The organism is Cellulomonas alba (assembly GCF_030362835.1).
GTDB lineage: Bacteria > Actinomycetota > Actinomycetes > Actinomycetales > Cellulomonadaceae > Cellulomonas > Cellulomonas alba.
The window spans coordinates 1,189,445-1,209,909 of the sequence record NZ_JAUCGQ010000001.1; the positions used below are offsets into that span (position 1 = coordinate 1,189,445).

Annotated in this window: 21 protein-coding genes and 4 tRNA genes; 9 read left to right on the top strand and 16 right to left on the bottom strand. The window is 73.2% G+C overall.

The features are described 5' to 3' along the window. Positions 1-79: 79 nt before the first annotated feature. From rplA to QRT04_RS05365, 5 genes are all read right to left on the bottom strand, one after another. Entirely contained in the window at positions 80-799 is a 720-nt protein-coding gene (gene rplA / locus QRT04_RS05345; protein WP_289454078.1) for a 50S ribosomal protein L1, read from the bottom strand. Between the two features lie 75 nt (positions 800-874). Beyond that, positions 875-1,306 carry a 50S ribosomal protein L11 gene (gene rplK / locus QRT04_RS05350; RefSeq protein WP_289454079.1) on the bottom strand — a complete coding sequence of 144 codons (432 nt, stop codon included), beginning with the start codon at positions 1,304-1,306 and terminating at the stop codon, positions 875-877. 94 nt (positions 1,307-1,400) lie between these two features. Then, positions 1,401-2,192, bottom strand: coding sequence for a transcription termination/antitermination protein NusG (nusG, locus tag QRT04_RS05355; protein ID WP_289454081.1), 792 nt, complete (start codon positions 2,190-2,192; stop codon positions 1,401-1,403). Positions 2,193-2,286: 94 nt separating this feature from the next. Further along, complete coding sequence (gene secE, locus QRT04_RS05360) at positions 2,287-2,571, bottom strand: preprotein translocase subunit SecE (protein ID WP_289454083.1); 285 nt, start codon at positions 2,569-2,571, stop codon at positions 2,287-2,289. Between the two features lie 56 nt (positions 2,572-2,627). Continuing rightward, positions 2,628-2,700 (bottom strand) — tRNA-Trp (locus tag QRT04_RS05365). Between the two features lie 288 nt (positions 2,701-2,988). On the opposite strand from QRT04_RS05365, the gene QRT04_RS05370 reads away from it, so the two are divergent. From QRT04_RS05370 to QRT04_RS05395, 6 genes are all read left to right on the top strand, one after another. Beyond that, positions 2,989-4,224: a pyridoxal phosphate-dependent aminotransferase gene (locus QRT04_RS05370; protein WP_289454084.1), complete on the top strand. Its 1,236-nt coding sequence runs from the start codon at positions 2,989-2,991 to the stop codon at positions 4,222-4,224. Position 4,225: 1 nt separating this feature from the next. Next, a complete protein-coding gene (locus tag QRT04_RS05375; protein ID WP_289454085.1) occupies positions 4,226-5,083 on the top strand; it encodes an ABC transporter ATP-binding protein in 858 nt (285 codons plus the stop codon). Continuing rightward, positions 5,080-5,928 (top strand): ABC transporter permease, encoded by an 849-nt coding sequence (locus QRT04_RS05380; RefSeq protein WP_289454087.1) that lies wholly within the window; start codon positions 5,080-5,082, stop codon positions 5,926-5,928. Before QRT04_RS05375 ends, QRT04_RS05380 begins: the two co-directional genes overlap by 4 nt. A 58-nt stretch (positions 5,929-5,986) precedes the next feature. After that, positions 5,987-7,567 carry a sensor histidine kinase gene (locus tag QRT04_RS05385; protein WP_289454089.1) on the top strand — a complete coding sequence of 527 codons (1,581 nt, stop codon included), beginning with the start codon at positions 5,987-5,989 and terminating at the stop codon, positions 7,565-7,567. Further along, entirely contained in the window at positions 7,564-8,256 is a 693-nt protein-coding gene (locus QRT04_RS05390) for a response regulator transcription factor (protein WP_289454090.1), read from the top strand. The genes QRT04_RS05385 and QRT04_RS05390 overlap by 4 nt, the downstream gene beginning before the upstream one ends. Before the next feature lie 77 nt (positions 8,257-8,333). Next, positions 8,334-9,380, top strand: a complete 1,047-nt coding sequence (locus QRT04_RS05395) for an adenosine deaminase (RefSeq protein WP_289454092.1) — start codon at positions 8,334-8,336, stop codon at positions 9,378-9,380. Positions 9,381-9,456: 76 nt separating this feature from the next. Here the strand turns inward: QRT04_RS05395 and QRT04_RS05400 are convergent, their stop codons facing one another. Together QRT04_RS05400 and QRT04_RS05405 are read right to left on the bottom strand one after the other, a co-directional pair. Beyond that, positions 9,457-10,548, bottom strand: a complete 1,092-nt coding sequence (locus QRT04_RS05400; RefSeq protein ID WP_289454094.1) for a UDP-N-acetylmuramate dehydrogenase — start codon at positions 10,546-10,548, stop codon at positions 9,457-9,459. A gap of 9 nt (positions 10,549-10,557) precedes the next feature. After that, entirely contained in the window at positions 10,558-11,895 is a 1,338-nt protein-coding gene (locus tag QRT04_RS05405; protein ID WP_289454096.1) for an MFS transporter, read from the bottom strand. Positions 11,896-12,116: 221 nt separating this feature from the next. On the opposite strand from QRT04_RS05405, the gene QRT04_RS05410 reads away from it, so the two are divergent. Continuing rightward, positions 12,117-13,175: a LacI family DNA-binding transcriptional regulator gene (locus tag QRT04_RS05410; protein WP_289455714.1), complete on the top strand. Its 1,059-nt coding sequence runs from the start codon at positions 12,117-12,119 to the stop codon at positions 13,173-13,175. 59 nt (positions 13,176-13,234) lie between these two features. Here QRT04_RS05410 and QRT04_RS05415 read toward each other — a convergent pair whose 3' ends face one another. From QRT04_RS05415 to QRT04_RS05435, 5 genes are all read right to left on the bottom strand, one after another. Next, positions 13,235-13,663: a MaoC family dehydratase gene (locus QRT04_RS05415; RefSeq protein WP_289454097.1), complete on the bottom strand. Its 429-nt coding sequence runs from the start codon at positions 13,661-13,663 to the stop codon at positions 13,235-13,237. Further along, positions 13,660-14,109: an FAS1-like dehydratase domain-containing protein gene (locus tag QRT04_RS05420; protein ID WP_289454098.1), complete on the bottom strand. Its 450-nt coding sequence runs from the start codon at positions 14,107-14,109 to the stop codon at positions 13,660-13,662. The genes QRT04_RS05415 and QRT04_RS05420 overlap by 4 nt, the downstream gene beginning before the upstream one ends. Positions 14,110-14,115: 6 nt before the next feature. Beyond that, a complete protein-coding gene (gene rpmG, locus QRT04_RS05425; protein WP_289454100.1) occupies positions 14,116-14,286 on the bottom strand; it encodes a 50S ribosomal protein L33 in 171 nt (56 codons plus the stop codon). Between the two features lie 78 nt (positions 14,287-14,364). Beyond that, a tRNA-Met gene (locus QRT04_RS05430) sits at positions 14,365-14,441 on the bottom strand. Positions 14,442-14,492: 51 nt separating this feature from the next. Beyond that, positions 14,493-14,565: transfer RNA gene (locus QRT04_RS05435), tRNA-Thr, on the bottom strand. A gap of 161 nt (positions 14,566-14,726) precedes the next feature. Between QRT04_RS05435 and QRT04_RS05440 the strand changes: the two genes are divergently transcribed. After that, entirely contained in the window at positions 14,727-15,194 is a 468-nt protein-coding gene (locus tag QRT04_RS05440) for a hypothetical protein (RefSeq protein ID WP_289454101.1), read from the top strand. A gap of 71 nt (positions 15,195-15,265) precedes the next feature. On the opposite strand, the gene QRT04_RS05445 is transcribed toward QRT04_RS05440, so the two are convergent. Then, positions 15,266-15,347 (bottom strand) — tRNA-Tyr (locus tag QRT04_RS05445). Positions 15,348-15,461: 114 nt separating this feature from the next. On the opposite strand from QRT04_RS05445, the gene QRT04_RS05450 reads away from it, so the two are divergent. Continuing rightward, positions 15,462-15,959 (top strand): YajQ family cyclic di-GMP-binding protein, encoded by a 498-nt coding sequence (locus QRT04_RS05450; protein WP_289454102.1) that lies wholly within the window; start codon positions 15,462-15,464, stop codon positions 15,957-15,959. A 25-nt stretch (positions 15,960-15,984) separates the two neighbouring features. On the opposite strand, the gene QRT04_RS05455 is transcribed toward QRT04_RS05450, so the two are convergent. The 3 genes from QRT04_RS05455 to QRT04_RS05465 all read right to left on the bottom strand — a co-directional run bounded on the left by QRT04_RS05455 (position 15,985) and on the right by QRT04_RS05465 (position 20,377). Continuing rightward, on the bottom strand, positions 15,985-17,907 hold the full coding sequence (locus QRT04_RS05455) for a hypothetical protein (protein ID WP_289454103.1): 1,923 nt from the start codon (positions 17,905-17,907) through the stop codon (positions 15,985-15,987). Positions 17,908-17,983: 76 nt separating this feature from the next. Continuing rightward, complete coding sequence (htpX, locus tag QRT04_RS05460) at positions 17,984-18,865, bottom strand: zinc metalloprotease HtpX (RefSeq protein ID WP_289454104.1); 882 nt, start codon at positions 18,863-18,865, stop codon at positions 17,984-17,986. Between the two features lie 126 nt (positions 18,866-18,991). After that, positions 18,992-20,377 (bottom strand): FAD-dependent oxidoreductase, encoded by a 1,386-nt coding sequence (locus QRT04_RS05465; protein WP_289454105.1) that lies wholly within the window; start codon positions 20,375-20,377, stop codon positions 18,992-18,994. Positions 20,378-20,465: the final 88 nt, after the last annotated feature.

The window sequence follows — 20,465 nt, forward strand, 5'->3', positions numbered from 1 at the left end:
CCACCGGAACGAGCCCGAGACGGGACGAGCCCCTCACCGCCGAGGCGGGAAGGGGCTCGTCGTCGCTGCGGGGACCGCGTCAGGCGGCGTCGTCCTCGACCGTCAGGTTCCGGGTCTTGTTCTGGTCGAACAGGATGCCGGGGCCGTTCGTCGTGGAGATCGTGGCCTTCGCGATGTAGCGGCCCTTCGACGCGGCCGGCTTGAGACGAAGGATCTCGTCGAGCGCGGCGGCGTAGTTCTCCACCAGCTGGACGTCGGAGAACGACGTCTTGCCGATGATGAAGTGCAGGTTCGCGTGGCGGTCGACGCGGAACTCGATGCGGCCACCCTTGATGTCGGACACGGCCTTGGCCACGTCCATCGTCACGGTGCCCGTCTTCGGGTTCGGCATGAGGCCGCGGGGACCGAGGACCTTGCCGAGACGGCCGACCTTGCCCATGAGGTCCGGGGTCGCGACGGCGGCGTCGAAGTCCGTCCAGCCGCCGGCCACCTTCTCGATGAGCTCGTCGCCGCCGACCTCGTCCGCACCCGCGGCGCGGGCCTGCTCGGCGCGCTCGCCGTTGGCGAAGACGATGACGCGGGCGGTCTTGCCCGTGCCGTGCGGGAGGTTGACGGTGCCGCGGACCATCTGGTCCGCCTTGCGCGGGTCGACACCGAGACGGAAGACGACCTCGACGGTCGCCGGGTACTTGGTGGTCGACGTCTCCTGCGCGAGGCGCACGGCCTCGAGCGGGCTGTAGAGCTTGCCGGCCTCGATCTTCTCGGCCGCGGCGCGGTACGCCTTGCTGTGCTTTGCCATCTGCTTGTTCTCCTGTTCAGCAGTCGTGGTCGAACGGGCCGCACACGGGCCCTGCCACTGGGTGGTGCGGGGAGGTCAGGCCTCGACCTTGATCCCCATCGACCGGGCGGTGCCGGCGATGATCTTCTCCGCGGCGTCGAGGTCGTTCGCGTTGAGGTCCTCGAGCTTGGTGCTCGCGATCTCGCGGACCTGCTCCTTGGTGAGCGTCGCGACCTTGACGGTGTGCGGCGTGGGCGAGCCCTTGGCGACGCCCGCGGCCTTCTTGATGAGCTCGGCGGCCGGCGGCGTCTTCGTGATGAAGGTGAACGAGCGGTCCTCGTACACCGTGATCTCGACGGGGATGACGTTGCCGCGCTGGGCCTCGGTCGCCGCGTTGTACGCCTTGCAGAACTCCATGATGTTCACGCCGTGCTGACCCAGCGCGGGGCCGATCGGCGGGGCGGGCGTCGCGGCGCCGGCCTTGATCTGGAGCTTGATGAGGCCGGTGACCTTCTTCTTGGGGGGCATGAGCCTCCCCCTTCCTTGGTTCGTGGGCCGACGCCGTGGGCGATGACCCGGTTGCAGTGGCCGCCGCACGAGCGACGGCCGAGGGAACCGTTCGTCAGATCTTGGCGACCTGGCTGAACGAGAGCTCGACCGGGGTCTCCCGGCCGAAGATCGAGACGAGCACCTTCAGCTTCTGGTTCTCGGCGTTGATCTCGGAGATCGTCGCCGGGAGCGTGTCGAACGGGCCGTCGGTGACCGTGACCGACTCGCCGACCGTGAAGTCGACCTTGACCGCCGTGGTGCTCTTGGCCGCCGCCGCCGTGGGCGCGGCCTTCGGGGCGATCGCGGGCGCGAGCATCGAGAAGACCTCGTCCAGCGTGAGCGGGACGGGCTGGTGCGTGTGGCCCACGAAGCCGGTGACGCCCGGCGTGTGCCGGACCGCGCCCCACGACTCGTCGGTGAGGTCCATGCGGACGAGGACGTAGCCCGGGATCCGGACGCGCTTGACGACCTTGCGCTGCGCGTTCTTGATCTCGACGACCTCCTCCATGGGGACCTCCACCTCGTAGATGAAGTCCTCCATGTTGAGGCTCTGCGTGCGGTTCTCGAGGTTCGCCTTCACGCGGTTCTCGTAGCCGGCGTACGAGTGGATGACGTACCACTCGCCGGGCTGGGAGCGCAGGCGCGCCTTGAACGCCTCGACCGGGTCCTCGTCGACGTCGGGCTCGGAGTCCGCAGCGTCCTGCGGCTCGACGGCGTCCTCGAGCGCGACCTCGGCCTGCTCGGCCTGCTCGTCCTGCGCGTCGTCGGCGACGGTCTGCTCGTCCTCGACTGCCTCGACCGAGGTCAGGGCGTCCTCGAGCTCCGCCTCGGCGCCCGTGGTGGGCTCCTGCGACTCCTGCGACACGTGCGAACCTGCTTTCTCCTGCGATGTGCGCTGCACCGGCGTGGGCGTCTCTCGCCGCACGGCCGGGGGTGGCGGCCCGCCGGCCGCGGCTAGGTCAGCCGAAGACCCAGAACGTCAGCTTGCCGACCCCCAGGTCGACGACCGTGACGAAGGCCATGATGACCGCGACGAACACGAGCACGACGCCCGTGTAGGTGACGAGCTCCGACCGGGTCGGCCGCACGACCTTCTTCAGCTCGGCGACGACCTGACGCCAGAACAGCGCGATGCGTGCGAACAGGCCCCGGCGGGCCGGCGCCTTGCGGGCCGTCCTGGCCGACGACGTGCGCGACGCCGAGTCCCCGGCGTCGGACGCCGCAGTCGGTGCTGTCTCGCTCACGTCATGCCCCTACGTCTCGTCGTGGCCACCGGCACCCGGACGGGTGCCGACGTGCGCAGGGCAGACAGGACTCGAACCTGCAACCTGCGGTTTTGGAGACCGCTGCGCTACCAATTGCGCCACTGCCCTACGGCGGTGCGGTCGCCACGAGCGCCGTCTCGAGCCCGCTCGCGGGCACGGCACATCATGACGGACGTCAACCGCCGGGGGTTCACTGTACGCGACGACGAGCGTCGGGTCGAACCGCCCGCACCGACCCTATCCCGCGCCGGGTCCCGCGCCTGTCCGCGGGCCGGCCACCTCCCGACGGGCCGCACCAGCCGACTCCGTGGACGAGGGCGCCGGGCTCGCCGCAGCGGGCGCCCGCGGGACGAAAGGCGGTTCGGCCGACGCGTGACCTCTGCCACTATGGACGCCGTGAGCGAGCCCACGTCGCAGTCCTCCGCCGCCCCCCGTCCGCGTGTGTCTGCACGCCTCGCCGCGATCGCCGAGTCGGCGACGCTCGCGGTCGACGCGAAGGCCAAGGCGCTCAAGGCCGCCGGCCGCCCGGTGATCGGGTTCGGCGCGGGCGAGCCGGACTTCCCGACGCCGGACTACATCGTCGAGGCAGCGGTCGCTGCCGCGAAGGACCCCGCGAACCACCGGTACACGCCGGCCGCGGGCCTGCCTGCGCTGCGCGACGCCATCGCGGCCAAGACGCTGCGCGACTCGGGGTACGAGGTGAGCGGCTCGTCGGTGCTCGTGACGAACGGCGGGAAGCAGGCCGTCTTCCAGGCGTTCGCGGCGGTCGTGGACCCGGGCGACGAGGTGCTGCTGCCCGCGCCGTACTGGACGACCTACCCGGAGGCGATCCGCCTCGCGGGCGGCGAGCCCGTGGAGGTGTTCGCGGGCGCCGACCAGGGCTACCTCGTGACGGTCGAGCAGCTCGAGGCGGCGCGCACGCCGCGCACCAAGGCCCTGCTGTTCTGCTCGCCGTCCAACCCGACCGGCGCCGTGTACTCCGCGGAGCAGACCGCCGAGATCGGGCGATGGGCGCTCGAGCACGGCATCTGGGTCATCACGGACGAGATCTACGAGCACCTGACGTACGACGGCGCGGCGTTCACGCCGATCGTCCGCGTCGTGCCCGAGCTCGCCGACACGTCCATCGTGCTCAACGGCGTCGCCAAGACGTACGCCATGACGGGCTGGCGCGTCGGCTGGATGATCGGCCCGTCGGACGTCATCAAGGCCGCCACCAACCTGCAGTCCCACCTGACGTCGAACGTGGCGAACGTGTCGCAGCGCGCGGCGCTCGCCGCCGTGAGCGGCGACCTGTCCGCCGTCGACGAGATGCGGACCGCGTTCGACCGCCGGCGGCGCACGATCGTCGACATGCTCGGCGCGATCGACGGCGTGGACATCCCGGTGCCGCAGGGCGCCTTCTACGCGTACCCGTCGGTCGAGCGGCTGCTGGGCCGCACCGTCCGGGGCGTCACGCCGCGGACGTCCGCCGAGCTCGCGAGCCTGATCCTCGACGAGGTCGAGGTCGCCGTCGTGCCGGGCGAGGCGTTCGGGCCCAGCGGCTTCCTGCGGTTCTCGTACGCGCTCGCCGACGCCGACCTCGTCGAGGGCGTCGGCCGCGTCCAGAAGCTGCTCGCCGAAGCCGAGTGACGTGACGGGTCTCGCCGTCGAGGTCGCGGGCCTTCGCCGCTCCTACGGCGAGACCCGCGCGGTCGACGGCGTGGACCTGGCGGTCGCCGCGGGCGAGTGCGTCGCGGTGCTCGGGCCCAACGGCGCGGGCAAGACGACCACCGTCGAGATCCTCGAGGGGTTCCGGCGGCGCGACGCCGGGGACGTCCGTGTGCTCGGCGTCGACCCCGCGTCCGGCGGCCGCGACTGGCGCTCGCGGCTCGGCATCGTGCTGCAGTCGGACGACGAGCGCCTCGACGCGACCGTGACCGAGCTCGTGCACCACTTCGCCCGGTACTACGCGGACCCGCGCGACCCCGAGGAGCTCATCGACGCCGTCGGGCTGCGCGCCAAGGCGGGCGCCCGCGGCCGCGCGCTCTCCGGCGGTCAGCGCCGCCGGCTCGACGTCGCGCTCGGCATCGTCGGCCGCCCCGAGCTGGTGTTCCTCGACGAGCCGACGACCGGCTTCGACCCCGAGGCGCGGCGGGCGTTCTGGGACCTCGTCGACGGGCTGCGCGCCGACGGGACGACCGTGCTGCTGACCACGCACTACCTCGAGGAGGCCGAGCGCCTCGCCGACCGGGTCGTCGTCGTGGACCACGGCCGGGTGGTCGCCGAGGGACCGCCCGCGACCCTCGGCGGACGGGCGGCGCGCCGCGCGGTCGTGCACTGGGACGAAGACGGTGCGCCGCGTCAGGAGCGGACCGAGACGCCCACGGCGGCCGTCGCAGCGCTGGCCGCGCGGTTCGGCGGCGAGGTGCCGGGGCTGCGCGTGCAGCGACCGACGCTCGAGGACGTCTACCTCGGACTCGTCGGCGCGGACGCGCAGGAGGAGCCATGAGCCGGGCCGACGTCGCGGGGGCCGAGCGGACGCGGCCGGCGCTGCCGGGCACGGTCCGGCTGGCGGGTGCGCGCGTCGGCTACGAGCTGCGCGCCTACTTCCGCGAGCGCGACGCGGTCGTCTTCATCTTCGCGTACCCGGTGATCATGCTGGCGATCTTCGCGTCGGTGTTCGGCAAGGACGACGCCACCGTCGGGCCGGGCGTCCCGTTCACGCAGTACTTCCTGCCGGGCATGATCGCGACCGGCGTCATGCTCTCGAGCTTCCAGAACATCGCCACGTCCATCGCCGTCGAGCGCGACCAGGGCTCGCTCAAACGGCTGCGCGGCACACCTCTCCCGTCGGCGTCGTACTTCCTCGGCAAGGTCGGGCAGGTGCTCGTCGCGACGTTGCTGCAGACGGGTCTGCTGCTGGCGGCCGCCGGGCTGCTGTTCGGCGTCGACCTGCCGACCAGCGCGGAAGCGTGGCTGACGTTCTCGTGGGTGTTCGTGCTCGGCATCGCCGCCGGGACGCTCGCGGGCGTCGCCTTCTCGTCGGTGCCGCGGACCTCGCGCTCGGCGACCGCCGTCGTCGTGCCGATCGTGCTCGTCCTCCAGTTCATCTCCGGCGTCTTCTTCGTGTTCAACGACCTGCCCTCCTGGATGCAGGCGATCGCATCGGTCTTCCCCCTCAAGTGGCTCGCTCAGGGCATGCGGTCGGTGTTCCTGCCGGCCGGCGCGGAAGCGTTCGAGGTGAGCGGCTCCTGGCAGCACGGGCTGACGGCGGTCGTGCTGGTGGTCTGGTCGGTCGCGTCGCTGCTCGTGGCGGTCCGCACGTTCCGGTGGCTGCGCCGCGACGAGTCCTGAGAGGGGTCTCATCGAACCGTCGGCGAGCCGTCGGCGGGTCCGCGCGATACTGGCGGCCATGTCACGCAGCGCTGCGCGAGGGGCCCACGTCCGTGGGTTCGCCGACGCGCGCTCCGTGCGCCACGAGGACGTCGCCCGCGACGGCTGGCGGGGCACGCGCATGACGGTCCGCGCCCGCATCATCGCCGCGGTCGTGGCGCTCAGCGCGGTGACCGTGATGACGGCCGGGGCGACCGCGTTCCTGTTGCAGGTGCGCGAGGCGGACGCCGCGACCGACAGCTCGCTGGCGCGCGCGGTGCTCGGCCTGCGCACGGTCGAGGACCGCGCGGACCCGACCACCGGGCAGCCGTTCCAGACGGTGGACCGCCTGCTCAACGAGGCGGTCCGCAGCCGGGTGCCGGGACCGCACGAGGGCATCGTCACGCTGCTCAACGGACGGCTCAGCTGGGGTCCGGCCACGGAGACGCGGTCGCTGCCGCTGGGGGACGACAAGCCCCTCCTGGCGAACCTCGCCCGGCTGCCCACGAGAGGTCCCGTCGTCACCGCGACCGTGCGGACACCCGTGACGCAGTACCGGTACGTCGCGGTCCCTGTGCACGTCGCGAGCGACCCCGGCTCGACCGGGCTGTTCGTCGTGGCGTTCGACCGGTCGGCCCAGGTGCGCGCGCTGCGTGGCACGTTCGTCACGTACTCGCTGGTCGGGCTCGGCGCTCTCGTGGTGATCGGTGCGGTCGCCTGGCTGCTCGTCGGACGCCTGCTGCGGCCCGTCCGGCTGCTCGGCGACACGGCACGCCGCATCACCGAGTCCGACCTGTCCGAGCGGATCGAGGTGACCGGCGCGGACGACCTCTCGGAGCTCGGCCGCACGTTCAACGCGATGCTCGACCGGCTCGAGCGCGCCTTCTCGTCGCAGCGCGAGCTGCTCGACGACGTCAGCCACGAGCTGCGCACACCGCTGACGATCGTGCGGGGGCACCTCGAGCTCGTCGACCCGGACGACGCGGAGGACGTGCGGTCGACGCAGGCGCTCTCGCTCGACGAGCTCGACCGGATGCAGCGGCTCGTCGACGACCTGATGACGCTCGCGACCGCCGACCGGCCCGACTTCGTCCGGCTCGCGCCCGTCGACATCGGGCGCCTCACGGACGACGTGCACGACAAGGCACGCGGGCTGGGCGACCGCCGGTGGCTCGTCGCCGCGCGCGCCGACGTCACCGCGCAGGTCGACGCGCAGCGCGTCACGCAGGCATGGCTGCAGCTGCTCGCCAACGCGCAGCGTTACTCGACGCCCGGATCGATCGTGCGGCTCGGCAGCGAGGTGCGCGACGAGCGGCTGCTGCTCTGGGTGCGCGACGAGGGGACGGGCGTGCCGCCCGAGGAGGTCGACCGCATCTTCGCCCGGTTCCACCGGGGCCGGGCGGACAGGTCGGCGCACGGCGCGGGCCTCGGGCTGCCGATCGTCGCCGCGATCGCACGCGCGCACCACGGCCGGGTGTTCCTCGAGCAGCCGCCCGACGGCAGCCAGCCGGGCGTCGTGTTCGTGCTCGACCTTCCGTTGGTCGACCCCGCAACCGACGCGGAGCCCGACCCGGACACCGACACCGACCCCTCCGACCTCGAGCTCGCGGAGCGCCGATGACCCACATCCTGATCGCCGAGGACGAGGAGCGGATCGCCGCCTTCGTGTCCAAGGGCCTGCGCGCCGCGGGCTACGAGACGAGCGCGACGACGAGCGGCGAGGTCGCGCTGACGCGCGTGCTCGGCGGCGGCGTGCAGCTCCTCGTGCTCGACCTCGGCCTGCCCGACGTCGACGGGTTCGACGTGCTGCGCCGCCTGCGTGAGGCCGGGTCGACCGTTCCCGTCGTCGTGCTGACAGCGCGATCCTCGGTCACCGACACCGTGGCGGGGCTCGAGCAGGGCGCGGACGACTACATGTCGAAGCCGTTCCGGTTCGAGGAGCTGCTGGCCCGTGTCCGGCTCCGCCTGCGCGCGCCGACCGCCAGCCCCGAGGAGCCGAACGTGCTGCGCCACGGCCCGCTCGCGCTCGACCTGCGCACGCGGCGGATCAAGGTCGGCGAGCGCGAGGTCGACCTGTCGGCGCGCGAGTTCGCGCTCACCGAGACGTTCCTGCGCAACCCGGGCGAGGTGCTGACACGCGAGCGGCTGCTCTCGGAGGTCTGGGGCTTCGACTTCGACCCCGGCTCGAACGTGGTCGACGTGTACGTGCGGTACCTGCGGCGGAAGATCGGGCCCGAGCACTTCGACACCGTGCGCGGGGTGGGCTACCGGCTGATCGACGTGACCGACCGGGCGGCCGTCCGGAGCTGACCGGGGTGCGGCTCGGGGAGCGGCGGCCCGGGCCGCGTCGGGGCCGGGTGGGCGCGGCGGCCTGGCACACTGGCCGCGTGCGCGACCTGGCCCTTCTGCCCAAGGCGCACCTCCACCTGCACTTCACCGGCTCGATGCGCGTCGCGACGCTCGCCGACCTGGCCGCCGAGCACCGGCTGCGCCTGCCGGACGCGCTGCTCGACGCCAACCCGCTGCAGGTGCCGGCCGACGAGCGGGGCTGGTTCCGCTTCCAGCGGCTGTACGACGCCGCGCGTGCCTGCGTGCGCAGCGAGGCCGACATGCGGCGGATCGTCGACGAGGCCGCCCAGGACGACGCCGCCGAGGGCTCGGGCCGGCTCGAGATCCAGGTCGACCCGACCTCGTACGCGCCGTTCGTCGGCGGGATCACGCCCGCGATCGAGATCGTGCTCGACGCCGCGCGGCTCGCCACGGCGCGGACCGGCGTGGACGTCGGCGTGATCGTCGCGGCCTCGCGCATGCGGCACCCGCTGGAGGCCCGGACGCTCGCGCGGCTGGCGGCGCGCCACGCAGGTGACGGGCCGGGCGAGGTCGTGGGCTTCGGGCTCTCGAACGACGAGCGGCGCGGCGAGACCAGCGAGTTCGCGCCGGCGTTCGCGATCGCGCGGCGTGCGGGCCTCGCGTCGGTGCCGCACGGCGGCGAGCTGCTCGGTCCGGCGCACGTCGAGGACGTCGTCCAGCACCTGCGGCCGGACCGGCTCGGCCACGGCGTCCGGTCGGCGGAGGACCCACGCGTCCTCGAGCGCGTCGTCGAGGAGCAGATCGCGCTCGAGGTCTGCCCGGCGTCGAACGTCTCGCTCGGGGTCTACGCGTCGGCGTCGGACGTTCCGCTGCGCGAGCTCGTGCAGGCGGGTGCGCGTGTCGCGCTCGGCGCCGACGACCCGCTGCTGTTCCGGTCGCGGCTCGCGGCGCAGTACGAGATCGCGCGGGCCGCGCACGGGTTCACCGACGACGAGCTCGCGGACCTCGCGCGCGCGTCTATCCGCGCGTCCCGGGCGTCCGAGTCCGTGCGGTCGCGGCTGCTCGCCGGCGTGGACGCGTGGCTCGCGGCGCCGGACGCCGCGGAGGTCGCGACGGCTGGCTGACCGTCGCGGAGGTCGCTCGCCACGCCGGCTGACCGGCTTCGCCGCCAGCGGCGGCCGGCTGACCGTCCGGGAGGGCTCAGAGGCTGAGCCCGACGAGCACCGGCTCGGGCTCGAGCGTGATGCCGAACCGCGTCTGGACCGCGCCCCGGATCTCGCGCGCGAGCGCGACGACGTCCGCAGCGGTGGCGCCGCCGCGGTTCGTCAGCGCGAGCGTGTGCTTCGTCGAGAGCTGCGCCGGCCCGGCGCCGAACCCCCGCGAGAACCCCGCCTGCTCGATGAGCCACGCCGCGCTGCTCTTGACCCGGCCGTCGGTGGCGGCGAAGCGCGGCGCGCCGGCGGGCAGCAGCGCCGCGGCATCGGTGTCGAGGACCGGGTTGGTGAAGAACGAGCCGGCGCTCCACGTGTCGTGGTCGGCGGCGTCGAGCAGCATGCCCTTGCGCGCGCGGAGCTCGAGCACCGCGGCTCGGACGTCGAGGATCGGCGCGCGCTCCCCCACCTCGACGCCCAGCGTGCGCGCGAGCTCGGGGTAGACGACCGCGCGGGTGTGCGTGCCCTGGCGCAGCTGCAGCGTCACGTCGAGCACGACGTAGCGCGGGGTCGGCGACCACGGCGCGCGGGGGTCCGACTCGTCGGCGACGTGCATCGAGCGCTTGAGCATCGACGTCCGGTAGCCGAACTTCAGGTCGACCAGCGGCAGCGTGCGGACGCGCGCCCGGCCGCGGTCCCACACCCGGACCGTCGCGATGCTCTGCGCCACCTCCTGGCCGTAGGCGCCGACGTTCTGCACGGGCGTCGCGCCGGTCGAGCCGGGGATGCCCGACAGCGCCTCGAGCCCGACGAGCCGGTGCGTCACGGCCTCCTCGACCACGGCGTCCCACGGCGTGCCGGCGGGGACCGTGTAGGTGACGCCGGCACAGGCCGAGTGGTCGGGGACGTCGATGCTGCTGCGGACGTCGCGCACGACGACGCCGTCGAAGCCCGCGTCGGCCACGAGCAGGTTGGAGCCGCCGCCGACGACGAGCAACGGCTCGCCGGCCTCGTCGGCCGTGCGCACGGCGTCGATGAGCTCGGCCTCGGTGCTCGTCTCGACATACCTCGCCGCGGGACCGCCGACGCGGAACGTGGTCAGGTCGGCGAGCGCCGGGACGGCGGTGGTGGTGGGCTGCACGCTCCCAGGCTAGACGGCGCGCCCGGCGCGGTCGTCGGCGACGGCGCTGGCCGGGTCCTCCCCCACGGCGCGTCGGTCGGCGTCGCCCGGCACCGCTCCGGCCGTGGCGTCCCGGGGCGGTGCCGCCGCGTTGACCACGAGCAGCCCGAGGAGCACGGGGATCGTGATGGCGAGCAGCGCGTGCCGGTAGCCGACGTGCTGCGCGAGCAGCCCGAGCAGCGGCGGACCAGCGAGGAACGCGCTGTACCCGATCGTCGACACGACGCTGACGCGCGCCGCGGCCCGCAGCGGGTCGTCGGACGCGGCGCTCATGCCGACCGGGAATCCGAGTGCCGCACCGGCGCCCCAGGCGAGCACGCCGACGAGCGCGACGGGGAGCACCGACGAGAGCCCGAACGTCAGCAGACCGACGAGCGCGAGGCCCGCGCAGAGCCGCAGCACCGCGACGCGTCCGAATCGGTCGAGCAGGCTCGTGCCGAACCAGCGCATCGTCGTCATGGCCGTGACGAACAGGCCGAACGTGAGTGCGCCGACCGCGTGGTCGACGTCGAAGCCGTCGACGACCGCCAGGCTCACCCAGTCGTTGGCCGCCCCCTCGGTCAGCGCGGCGGCGAGCACGACGAGGCCGATGAGCAGCGTGCGCGGCTCGAGCCACGCCGCGAGCGCGCCTCGCGCACCGCGGGGCGCGTCGGCGACGGCCGGGGCCGCCGTGGCGTCGATCTCGCCGTCGCGCGCCGACGGGGCCACGTGCGCCGCGTGGGGGCCCGAGGTCTCGGCGAGGAAGTGCCGCACGGCGAACGCGACCGCGACGAGCGAGAGCCCGACTGCGATCGGGATGTGCACGACGACCGGGACGTGCAGGCCGGCGGCGAGCGCCGCGATGCCCGCGGCGGCGACGGTGCCGAACGAGAAGCCGGCGTGGTACCGCGGCATGACGGTGCGGCCGAGACGCTGCTCGACCGACGCGCCCTCCAGGTTCATCGCGGCGTCCCAGATGCCGGTGCCGACGCCGAACACCGCCAGGCCGAGCCCGACGACGACCACCTGGTCGACCGCCACTCCGACGGAGGCGATCGTGAGGCCCACGGCGTTCACCACGGCGAACAGCAGCACGGCTCGACGGGTGCCGAGCCGCTCGGCGGCGATGCCCGCCAGGGGCAGCGCCAGCAGCGAGCCGACGGAGCCGACGAGCAGCAGGATGCCCATCTTGTCGGGCGAGTAGCCGAGACCGTCGCGGATCGCGGGCAGCCGCGACGCCCAGCTCGCGAAGTTGAACCCGCTGAGCACGAAGACGACGAACACCGCCGCGGAGGCGCGGCGCACGAGCACCTCGCGGTCGGTGGCCATCAGGGTCTCCCTCGGTGTTGTCGTCCCAGCATGGTCCAGGCGAGTGGTCAAATCGATTCGATCTGCGACGTCGAGGCGGATCGAATCGATTTGAGGAACGAGAGATTCTCGACCAGGGCGCCCCATCCCGTCAACCGCGACGGCCGGCCCGCCCGCCGCGCGGCCCGCGCCTCCTAGAATCCCCGCAGGCCGCACGGGGCGGCCGCACGGAGGTGGGACCCCTGTCGTCGAACCGACCGACCCTGGCCGACGTCGCCGCGGCCGCAGGAGTGTCCGTCTCCACGGCGTCGCTCGCGTTCTCTGGCGCGGGTCCGATCGCGCAGGCCACCCGCGAGCGCGTGCTCGCGGCGGCGCAGGAGCTCAGCTACTCCGGGCCGAACCCGCTCGGACGCCAGCTGCGCCGCGGGCGGGCCGGGATCGTGGGGGTCGTGATCGGCGACGCGCTGCGCCGCGCGTTCCGCGAGCCGGTCTCGGCGCAGGTTCTCGACGGCCTGGTCGGCTCGCTGGGCCCCCTCGACCTCGGCGTCCTGCTGATCCCCGGCACGTCCGACCCGTCCGGCAACCCCGTCGACCCGCTGATCGAGTCCGCCGCGATGGACGTCGCGGTCCTGATGTGGGGCGGCACCGACGCCGACCCGAAGCTCGCCGCGCTGCGGCGCCGCGGCATCCCGACGGTCGTGCTCGAGGGCCTGCCCATGGACGGCGTCGCGAGCGTCGGCATCGCCGACCGGCGGGGCATGACGGAGCTGACGCGCCACGTCCTCGAGCTCGGCCACACGCGCATCGCCACCGTCACGCTGCCGTTCAACGCCGAGCGCGGCGACGGCCTGGTCGATCCCGACACGCACCCGCTCGACTGGGAGATCACGCGCCGTCGACTCGCGGGCATCCTCGACGCGGGCGTCCGTCCGGTCGCCGTCTACGAGACGCCCGCCTCGCTCGTCGAGCACGGCCGGACCGCGGGGCTCGCGCTCCTCGGCTCGCCCGACCGCCCGACCGCCGTCATCGCGCAGTCCGACCTGCTCGCGGCCGGCGTGGTGCTCGCCGCGCGCGAGCTCGGCCTCCGCGTGCCGCAGGACGTCTCGATCGCGGGCTTCGACGGGCTCGAGCTCCCGTGGGTCGCCCCGGACGTGCTGACCACCGTGGTCCAGCCGCTCGAGGACAAGGGCGTCGCGATCGGCCAGGCGGTCGCGACGCTGCTGGCCGGCGAGGTACCGCACGCGGTGGAGCTCCCGGTCGCGCTGCGCGTCGGGACCACCACGGGGCCCGTCCCGGCCTGACGGGCGGACGCGGTTCGTCCCGACAGTGACCTGCGGGCCCGGGCTGCGACGAGTGCGGCTCAGCCGAGCCGGACGACCGCCTGCGCCTTGCCGAGCACGCGCGCGCCCTCGAACGAGACCGTCAGGTCGATCCGTGCCGTCCCGGCCTCGGCGTCCAGCGCCCCGACCGTCGCGACGACCTCGACGTCGGCCGCACCCGGGTCCGGCACGGCGATCGGCCGCGTGAACCGCACCTGGTAGTCGACGACCCTGCCCGGGTCGCCGGCCCAGTCCGCGACGACGGACGACGCGGCGCCCATGGTCCACATCCCGTGCGCGATGACGCCCGGGAGGCCGACGCTCTGGGCGAAGCGGTCGTTCCAGTGGATCGGGTTGAAGTCGCCGGACGCACCGGCGTACCGGACGAGCCGCGAACGGTCGACGGTGACCGTGCGGCGCGCGACCTCCTGGCCGACCGCGAGAGCGGTGCCCTCGGGGGCGGTCGTCACGAGTCCTCCGGGCGGACGGCGAGCGTCGAGACGACGGTCGAGACGGGTGCGCCCTCGGCATCGGCGATCTCGACGCGCGTGGTGACCATGGCGAGGCCCGCGCGCTCGGAGATGGCGTCGACGTGGAGCACGCTCACCAGGAGGTCGCCCGCGTGGATCGGGCGGTGGTGCGAGAACCGCTCGTCGGCGTGCACGACGCGCGAGAAGTCGATGCCCGCGGCGGGGTCCGCGACGTACTGCTGCTCGGCGCGCTGCGCGACGACCACGGCGAACGTCGGCGGCGCGATCACGTCGGGGTACCCGAGCGATCGCGCCGCGTCAGCGTCCGTGTGTGCGGGGTGCGAGGCACCGACGGCCTCGGCGAACTCCCGCAGCTTCTCGCGCCCGACCTCGTAGGGCGCAGTGGGCGGGTAGACCCGCCCGGCGAATCCCTTGTCGACGGGCACGCGAGGTCAGCGGGTCTCGCGGTGCAGCGTGTGCTTGTTCTCGCGGGGGCAGAACTTCTTCATCTCGAGCCGGTCGGGGTCGTTCCGACGGTTCTTCTTCGTGATGTAGTTCCGCTCCTTGCACTCCGTGCAGGCGAGCGTGATCTTCGGGCGGACGTCCGCGCTCTTGCTGGCCATGGTCTTGCCACCTCTCGCGCCCCGACGGGCGCCGTGATCTCGTCAGGGCGCGCCGGCCGACGCGCCACTCTTCGCTGCTGGTAGCGGGAGCGGGATTCGAACCCGCGACACCACGATTATGAGCCGTGTGCTCTAACCACCTGAGCTATCCCGCCAAGGTCGTGCGCCCGGGGCCGTGCTGATGCACGACCCCGAACACACCACAGAGCCCCGAAAGGGAATCGAACCCTTGACCTTCTCCTTACCATGGAGACGCTCTGCCGACTGAGCTATCGGGGCAGCGCGAGCAAGGTTACACGGGCCCCCGGGGTGCCGCGAAATCCGCCCGCGGCCTGCCACGGCGACCGCGCCGGGCCGCGCTCGACGACTGCTGCGAGCCCGCGATCCGAAACGCTTCGGCTCGTCGCCGCCCCGATCGGGCCCGTGCGACGCTCCCCGGCATGCCCGCACTCCACCGCCTGCGTGGCGCCGCCCTCGTGGCCGTCGCCGCGTCCCTCGCCCTGACCGCGTGCTCGGCGCACCCGAGCGGCAGCGGCGCGCCACACCTGACGCCCACGCTCGCGGCGTCCGCCGACGCCCTGAGCTGGCCCACCGCGATCGACCCCAGCCAGGCAGACGGCCCGTTCTACGTCGTGTGGACCCAGGTCGAGGAGGGCAGCGGCGGCACCAAGGTGCTCCAGCCCGAGGTCGACCGCCTCGCCTCGCTCGGCTACCACACCGTGCCGTGGGACCCCGCCTGCCAGGAGCACGCCGCCGAGCAGCTCACGACGCTCACCAGCTACAAGAAGCCCGTCGGCATCGGCGTCGCGTTCGAGACCGCGCGCGACGCGGGCGTCTTCACCACGCTCGACCAGGGCAAGGGCCGCACGGTCGCCGTGACCGAGGGGACGTACACCTGCACGAAGTGATCGCGCACCGAAGTGATCCGCACCGACGACGAAGGCCCCGGACGAGATCGTCCGGGGCCTTCGTCGTGCGGTGGCGGGTGAGGGATTCGAACCCCCGTAGGCGTTGCCAGCTGATTTACAGTCAGCCCCCTTTGGCCACTCGGGTAACCCGCCGGGGCGCTGCTCGTGGGTGTCGGGACGCCGGAGCGACCCGCCCCCGGAGCGGCGTGCCGTGGAAGGATAGCAACTCCGGACCAGTGGTCGCGAAACTCGAGGGAGGACGCAGGCATGGCGAGCGAGTCGTCGTTCGACGTCGTCAGCAAGGTCGACAAGCAGGAGGTCGACAACGCGCTGAACCAGGCCGCGAAGGAGATCGCCCAGCGGTACGACTTCAAGGGCGTGGGCGCCTCGATCGCCTGGAGCGGCGAGAAGGTGCTGATGGTGGCGAACTCCTCCGAGCGCGTCCTCGCGGTGCTCGACGTGTTCCAGAGCAAGCTCATCAAGCGCGGCATCTCGCTCAAGTCGCTCGACACCGGCGACGGCGAGCCGCGTCCCTCCGGCAAGGAGTACCGGCTCGAGGCGTCGATCAAGGAGGGCCTGTCCTCCGAGGTCGCCAAGCAGCTCGGCAAGATCGTGCGCGACGAGGGGCCGAAGGGCGTCAAGACGCAGATCCAGGGCGACGAGCTCCGCGTCTCGGCGAAGAGCCGCGACGACCTGCAGGCCGTGATCGCTCTGCTCAAGGGGTCGGACGTCGACGCCGCGCTGCAGTTCGTGAACTACCGCTGACCGCCGGTCCGACTGCGTACGCCCGCTACCTCCCCAGGAGCACCGCGATGCCGGTGCCAACCGCGGAGGAGGCCCAGAGCAGGCCCGCCAAGAAGGCGAGGTCCGGGCCGCGTGACACGCGTCCTGGCGTCGCGGACGTCCGCGCCTTGGTGACGGCAGACGCGCGGGCATGCTCGATGCGGGTAGCGGCCGTGGCGGGGTCGGGGTCGCCTGCGAGAAGCGGTGAGCTCTGCCGGCGGACAGGGAGCAGCACGGCATCACCCTGGACGCGGATCACGAGCGCCGAGCCGTCTGCGACGACGCGCTCGACCTGACTCCACGGCACGAGCTCGTCCGTGATCGGCCCCGCGACCCACAGGCCGGCAGGAGCGAGGCGCAGCCTCGGCCGGATGGCACTGACCCACGCGTGCCCGACGAGGGCGACACCGGCGAGCGGCACGAGATGGCGGAACGCGAGCGCCTCACCGAGCCACCGGACGACGGGAACGATCGCAGCCGGGCCGACCAAGAACGGCACCGCAATCGGGGTGCGTCGGACGGCACCTGCGCCAGCCCGCGCGATCACGTCCCATCTCTGGGCCAGGCGGGAGCGCTGCGCGATCGGTGCGCCGCGTGCGGTCAGCACGGGCGGCGCGTCCGTCGTCGCCGGCACCGACGGCAGAGCGTCGCCCGCGAACGGCGGCGGGTCTGCGCGGCGGCGGTCGTCGGCCGCGGCCGGCTGCCGCCACCACCTCCGGAGCAGCCACGGGTCGCGCGCGGGCGACGCGCTGCGCCACCATCGGCCGTCGACGCGCACCAACGGGCGGTCGCCGTAGGCGCTGAGCCCCACGACCAGGACCTCGGCCCCTGCTGGGACCACGACGAGCTCGTCCTCGTCGTCCGGGTCGTCGACCAGTGCGTTCGCAGCGGCGAGCAGCTCGCCGTCGGTGGCGTTCGCCAAGTCGCCCGGCAGGTCGAGCGGGGGCTCGCCTTCGTCGGTTGCGACGAGATCGGCTGGCGCCAGGACATCGAGGAGTGCGAGCGTCGGACCGCCCGGACCGGCGAGCACCGGCAACCAGCCTGGCCCCTCGCCTGCGTACGCCTTCGCCGACGGCCCGCCGTCACGGAGCAGCGCGGTCGCGGCGCGGCGGCGGCGGACCTCGGCGCCGAGCGCCGTCCCTCCGAGCGCGAGGCCGATCGCGAGCAGGGCCACGGCGCCAGTCGGGTCGAAGACGTTCTGGAGGTCCTCGGCGCGCACGCCAGTAGGCGAGTAGCGCACGGTCACCCGGTCGCCGACCTCGTACGAACGCACGTCCGTCGGGATGTGCACCCGGCGGCCCTCCACCTCGACGGTCGCCCTCGACGCGTCGTCGTCGACCGCGACGACGGTGCCGTCGCCGACGGACGCTGAAGCGCGGAACGCGCGCGTCGCCGCGTCGTCGTGCGCCCACAGGCCGACGCCGAGCGTGGCGGTCACCAGGCACACGCCCGCGAAGCCAAGGACCGACGATCGTGGGCGCAGCATCGCCGCGCGGGTCGACTCGTCGACGTCCGGCACGACAACCGGCCAGCGACGCGCAGCGATGCGCTGCGTCGCAGCGCCCACGAGCTCGATCAGGCCCAGCACAAGGCATCCGATCGCCACCGCGGCGTACGCGGGTCCGATCCCGCCGCTGTACGGGTCGATCGAGCAGAGCGCCGAGCCGAGGGCCGCGATCCACACGCCGGTGCGCGGCCGGACCAGGAGCACGGCGACGGACGCGATGACGAGCCCGATCGCGGCCGAGTCGAGCGCGCCACCGAGGCCGCGCGCGTCGACGTCCGTCCACGTGTCGTCGGACCAGGTCGTGACCGCCGAGGCGACGCAGACCGCGACCATCACGAGGGCCAGGCCGGGTCGGAGCGCGGCGAGCGGGAGGCGACGACGCCAAGCCAGGGCCTCAGCGGCGCTGAGGGCGGTGGGCAGCACGCCGGAGAGGGTACGGCCCCGCGCAGGCTCGTTCGCCACGTAATCCGAGCGCGGCTGGCGCGGCACCGACCTCGGCTCAGTAGCGGGTGATGCCGCCCTGCTGCTGCGCCATGCCCTCGAGGCGCGCGATGCGGTCCGCCATCGGCGGGTGCGTCGCGAACAGGCGGGCCGCGCCGCCGGCCTTGAACGGGCTCGCGATCATCAGGTGCGACACGTTCTCGAGCTTCTGGTCCCGGGGCAGCGGACGCGCCTGCGTGCCGGCCTCGAGCTTGCGGAGCGCCGAGGCGAGCGCGAGCGGGTCGCCCGTCAGGGTGGCGCCGTCCTCGTCGGCGTCGTACTCGCGCGTGCGGCTGATGCCGAGCTGGATCATGGTGGCGGCCAGCGGGGCCAGCAGCAGGAGCAGCAGGCCCGCGATCGGGTTGCCGCCGTCACGGCGGTCGCCGCCGCCGAAGAAGAGCGCGAACTGCGCGAGCGACGTGATGACACCCGCGATCGCCGCGGCGATCGAGGACGTCAGGATGTCGCGGTTGTAGACGTGCTGGAGCTCGTGGCCCAGGACACCGCGGAGCTCGCGCTCGTCGAGCATCTGCAGGATGCCGGCGGTGCAGCAGACGGCCGCGTGCTCGGGGTTGCGGCCCGTGGCGAACGCGTTCGGCGCCATCGTCGGCGACACGTACAGGCGCGGCATCGGCTGCTTCGCCTTGGTCGAGAGCTCGCGCACGATCCGGTACATCGCGGGCTGCTCCGCCTCGCTGACCGGGACCGCGCGCATCGACCGGATCGCGATCTTGTCGCTGTTCCAGTAGCTGACGAACGTCATCACCAGGCCGAGGGCCGTGAAGAACAGCAGGAACTTGGGCGTGCCGCCGCCGAGGATCCAGCCGAGGCCGAGCAGCACGGCCCACATGAAGCCGAACAGCGCCGCAGTCTTCAAGCCGTTGTAGTGCCGGTGCCCCATCGGGGTCCTTCCTCTCGAGGTCTCACCCAGCGAACGCACGCCGGACCCGCGGCGTTCCCGTGACGAACGACACACGGGCGCCGTGCCCAGCGTGGCACAGCGCCCGTGTGTCGGTGTCGGGTGGCGTCAGAGCGTGGTCGAGCCGCGCCCCAGCGAGATCTCGACCATCTCCTCGCGCGGCACGACCTTGATGCGCTCGCGGCCGTGCGGCTCGCCGAGGCCGCGCTCGTACGCGTCGAGCAGCTCCCAGCCGGACCAGTCGATGACGTCGACGCCGCGCTGGGTGAGGAACTCGAGGATCGCCTGCGGGTCGCGGTCGGTCGCGGAGTAGAACGCCTCGCCGCCCGCCTCGACGTCCTCCGCGAGGTGGCGGATGGTCTCGGAGGCGTCGGACTTGGTGTGGCCGATGAGACCGACCGGCCCGCGCTTGATCCAGCCCGTCGCGTACACGCCGGGCAGGTGCTCGCCGTCGACGTCGATGACGCGGCCCTCGCGGTTGGGGATCACGCCGGCGACGTCGTCGAACGGGATGTCGACGAGCGGCGAGCCGAAGTAGCCCACCGCGCGGTACACGGCGGTGACGTCCCAGTCCTGGAACTGGCCGGTGCCCGTCACGTTCCCGTCGCCGTTGAGCGCCGTGCGCTCGGTGCGGATGCCGACGACCTGGCCGTCCTCGCCGAGGATCTCGGTGGGCTTGTGCAGGAAGTGGAGGTGGATGCGGCGGCTCGCCGTGTTGTCCTCGGGCTCCTTGAGCGTCCAGTCCGTCAGGGTCTTGACGACCTGCTTGGTCTGGTTGCTCGAGTGGATCGCGGCCATCGAGCCCTCGTCGAACTCGAAGTCCTCCGGGTACACGATGACGTCGACGTCCGGCACGTGGCCGAGCTCGCGCAGCTCGAGCGGCGAGAACTTGACCTGCGCCGGGCCGCGGCGCGCGAACACGTGCACGTCCGTGACCGGGCTTGCCTTGAGGATCTCGTAGACGTTCGCCGGCACCTCGGTCGGAAGCAGGTCGTCCGCGTGCTTGGCGAGGATGCGCGCCACGTCGAGCGCGACGTTGCCCGCGCCGAGGACGGCCACGACCTGGTCGTCGAGCGGCCACGTGCGCGGGACGTCGGGGTGGCCGTCGTACCAGCTGACGAAGTCGGCCGCGCCGTACGAGCCCTCGAGCTCGATGCCGGGCACGGGAAGCGCGGCGTCGCGGATCGCACCCGTCGAGAAGATGACGGCGTCGTAGAACTGGCGCAGGTCGTCGAGCTTGAGGTCCGTGCCGTAGTCGACGTTCGCGAGCAGGCGGATGTCGCCCCGCTCGAGCACCTTGTGCAGCGCCACGATGATCTGCTTGATGCGCGGGTGGTCCGGCGCGACGCCGTAGCGCACGAGGCCGAAGGGCGCGGGCAGGCGCTCGAACAGGTCGATGCTCACGTCGAGGCCGGTCTTGGACAGGATGTCCGAGGCGTAGATGCCGGCCGGTCCGGCGCCGACGACGGCGACGCGCAGGGTCGGGGTGCTCACGAATCGGGGCCTTCCGGTCGGGGTAGCCCTCGCGGGGACGTCACGGCGGAGGGCTGGGCTCGGCGCCAGTGTAGGACGCCGCCCAGCA